Origin of the sequence: Mycobacterium sp. E2462 (assembly GCF_001672685.1) — a bacterium.
GTDB lineage: Bacteria > Actinomycetota > Actinomycetes > Mycobacteriales > Mycobacteriaceae > Mycobacterium.
The window spans coordinates 1-2,887 of the sequence record NZ_LZKC01000074.1 but is presented as its reverse complement, the minus strand read 5'-3'; the positions used below and the strand labels follow the sequence as shown (position 1 = coordinate 2,887).

The 2,887-nt window shown below is 67.4% G+C and carries 3 protein-coding genes and 1 pseudogene; all 4 read right to left on the bottom strand.

Going from position 1 to position 2,887, the window contains the following annotated elements; translation table 11 throughout:
- Positions 1-652, bottom strand: a 652-nt coding sequence (locus A5714_RS03705) for a glycosyltransferase (protein WP_197513537.1), incomplete at its 3' end; no start/stop codon positions are given.
- Between the two features lie 84 nt (positions 653-736).
- Entirely contained in the window at positions 737-1,399 is a 663-nt protein-coding gene (locus A5714_RS03700) for an O-methyltransferase (protein WP_068282869.1), read from the bottom strand.
- Between the two features lie 49 nt (positions 1,400-1,448).
- Positions 1,449-2,513, bottom strand: a complete 1,065-nt coding sequence (locus tag A5714_RS03695) for a polysaccharide pyruvyl transferase family protein (RefSeq protein WP_231975743.1) — start codon at positions 2,511-2,513, stop codon at positions 1,449-1,451.
- A pseudogene (locus A5714_RS26470) lies at positions 2,510-2,887 on the bottom strand (sugar transferase); the annotation flags it as partial. The pseudogene A5714_RS26470 and the gene A5714_RS03695, both read right to left, overlap by 4 nt.

The window sequence follows — 2,887 nt, the reverse complement described above, 5'->3', positions numbered from 1 at the left end:
ATTTCGCCCACTCCTGCGCCAGCCCCGGAAACCAAACCCGGTCGTAGCCCTGGATTTCCAAGCCACCGCGGTCGGTGATCCGGCGCTGGGAGCGGTGCGTGGCGGTCGGCAGGCCCAGTTGTCGGCGCTGCGCGTTGTCGACCTCCTTGGTCGAACGCCAGAACAGCCATTCGATGGTCGTCATCGCGGATCGGAGCAACGGCGCCGGCACGGCCGGGACGAGCTGCCCGTTGGCGCGCATGGGGAAGTGGTGCAGCGCGGCCAGCGGAATGTCGTAGTGTTCAGCCACGTTGGCCGCGGCTTGCTCGAAATTGAGTCCCGTGGACAGCAGGTCGGCGCCGTCCGCGAAGGGCACCAGGGTGGCGCTCACGTCGGACCAGTATCTGATGATGGGCTCCCAGACCCGCTGAATCAGCCGAACGGGATCGCGGAAGAAGTCTCTCCACATGTTGCGCAGGAAGTCTTCGTCGAGGAAGTCACGGACCTCCGGTCCATAGGGCACCGCAGTCAGACCCGTGGACTCGGCGAACCCGACCTGTTCGGGCGGGACGGCGATGCGCACCTCGTGTCCTCGGCGGAGCAGCTCGCGGCCCACGGCGGCGGACGGCTCGACGTCACCGCGGGTTCCGTAACACGCCAGGGCGAATTTCATGACCGGTCCTTGCCTCACAGGCGCCGTGCGTCGGCGACGTCAAGGATATCGGGCCCCGCCACCGCATCTGACGGCGACGGGCTGCTACGCGGACGCCAACTCGATGAGGCCCAGACGTTTTGATACCACGACAGCGCCCACCACCTGCGTCGCGGCGGCGATCTCCTCCCAGGCTCGGCGCATGCCGGGATTGAAGTCGATGTCGTCGAACAGCAACCGCCCGCCCGGCACCATCCGGGCCTGCAGGATCTGCCATTGCCGGATGACGAAGTCGTAGCTGTGGATGCCGTCCACTAAGGCCAGGTCTATGGGTCCGGCAATATCGTCGACGTGCTCTTCGAAGGCGCCTCTGATCAGGTTGTAGCGGTCGCTGATGGCGGCGATGTTGCGCTCCGCGATGGCAGCCCAGGCGGGGTTGATCTCAAAGGAATACAGCCGGCCCCGCCGTAGTGTCGAGGCCAGGTACATGCCGGACACGCCGAACGCCGAGCCGAACTCGACGACCACCAGAGGGTCGTGTTGGTCGACCAGGTGCGCGTACAGATCGCCTTGCCACGACGCCGCGCGAACGTGTTTGGGCTTACGCGTCGCTCCCGGTTGCCCGTACGCGTCGTCCAGCGGTAGCGCACCGATCTTGTTGGTGGACTTGGCGAGTGACTCTATTTCGGCTTTGCGCGGCGCGGGCGGCAATCGCCGGGGCAGGGCGGTGATCAGTCCGCCGTGTTTGACCCATTCCAGGTTCAGCATCCGGGCCGTCCGAACATTGCCGAAAAGCACTGAGTTTGGACTTTCAGGATCATGAGGTCAGGCCCAATTGGCGGCCCAGCGCGGCGTATTCGGTGTCGAGGCGCTGCCTAAGCCGGCCGACCGCGGCGCGCGTACTGGTTCTGATCTGCGGCGCGTTCGCAAGCGCGTCGAGCAGTCGCTCGACGAGCGACCCGGCACTGACCTGGTCGGTCCGAACCAGAGACCGCTCGTCATCGATCGACAGGGCGAAATCGCGGCACTTCGGTTGATATTCCAACGTGACGACCGGCGTGGCCGACAGCGCCGCCAACACCCCCGCGTGCAGCCGCGTGACGATGGCGGCCGAACAGCGGGCCAGTTCACGTGCCGCCGCCGCGGCATCGGCCGGTTGCACGACGTCGGCCGCAACGTCGGTCAGCGCCAGCTCGGTCCAGCGCCGGTCGCCCGGGTTCATCAGTACGCCGACGAAGCGGTATCCCCGCCCCGCCAGCTGCTGCACGGCGGCGGACACTTGCCCGGCCAACTTTCGCGGGTCATGCCCCCAAAGATCGTCGCCGAAGCCGACATTGACCCCGATGAGTCCGTCCTCCGGGGCGCCGTCGGGGTAAGGGAGCAGCAGTGCGGGGTCACCGGTGACCGCAACCTCGATCCCGATGTCCGACAGCAGTTCGGCGCTGCGGGGTCCGCGGACCGAGACCGTGTGGAACTCGGCGAGTATCGGTGCCCAACGTTTCAGCTCGCCCCCGCCCGACCCGCTGCCGCGCCCCACGAATACCGGATCTTCGACACCGATGCCGATCGCGTGGCTCGGATTTGGGCGGGTCAGTGCCAAGCCCCGCTTGACCAACGGACGCCACTGTCGCCTGCCCACCAGCGTTCCGCCGCCGACGACCTGACTGCCGCGCCGGAACGTGCGCACCCCCAGCGCGGACGTCACCGTCGCGTGAAGGAGCTGGTGCGGGAGTCGTGGCAAATCGACGAACGTCGCACCGGGCAGCCGGTTGCGGACCGCATCGTAGATTGCGTCGTCACCCAAATTGCCCAGGCCGTGCCAGCCCAGGTAGGCGACGACCGGGCCGTCGCGGTCAACGATGCCGCGCCCCGACAAAGTCACCCGGTGCCCGCCGGAGTATGGGCGCGCCGCAACGACGTCAGACGTTTTACGGGCGTGCGGCCCCAGCGGTGCTGCAGGGCCAGCATGGCTACGCGCGGATGCCGAGCGATGGTCTCTTGCAGCAACTTTCGACCCGGCTCACCGGGCACCTTTTTCGCGATGGTGCGCAGCAGGCCGTCGGCGGTCTTGGCGACGATCTTCTCGCGCCGTGGGTCGCCGGCGACGAGGTCGAGCATGGCGTCCAGTGTCGCGACGTGACCCGCGCCCTGCGCCAGCCAGAATTTCGCCGGGTCCACGATCGAGTTGAACCACATCCCGTGGGGGTGACGGCGGTACACGGCCATGGTCTCGGGCAACATCGCGACCTCGCCGTG

What these genes read in the sequence shown, in the direction of transcription:
- A5714_RS03700 (WP_068282869.1), bottom strand. Translation starts at nt 1,399, where the DNA reads ATGCTGAACCTGGAATGGGTCAAACACGGCGGACTGATCACCGCCCTG.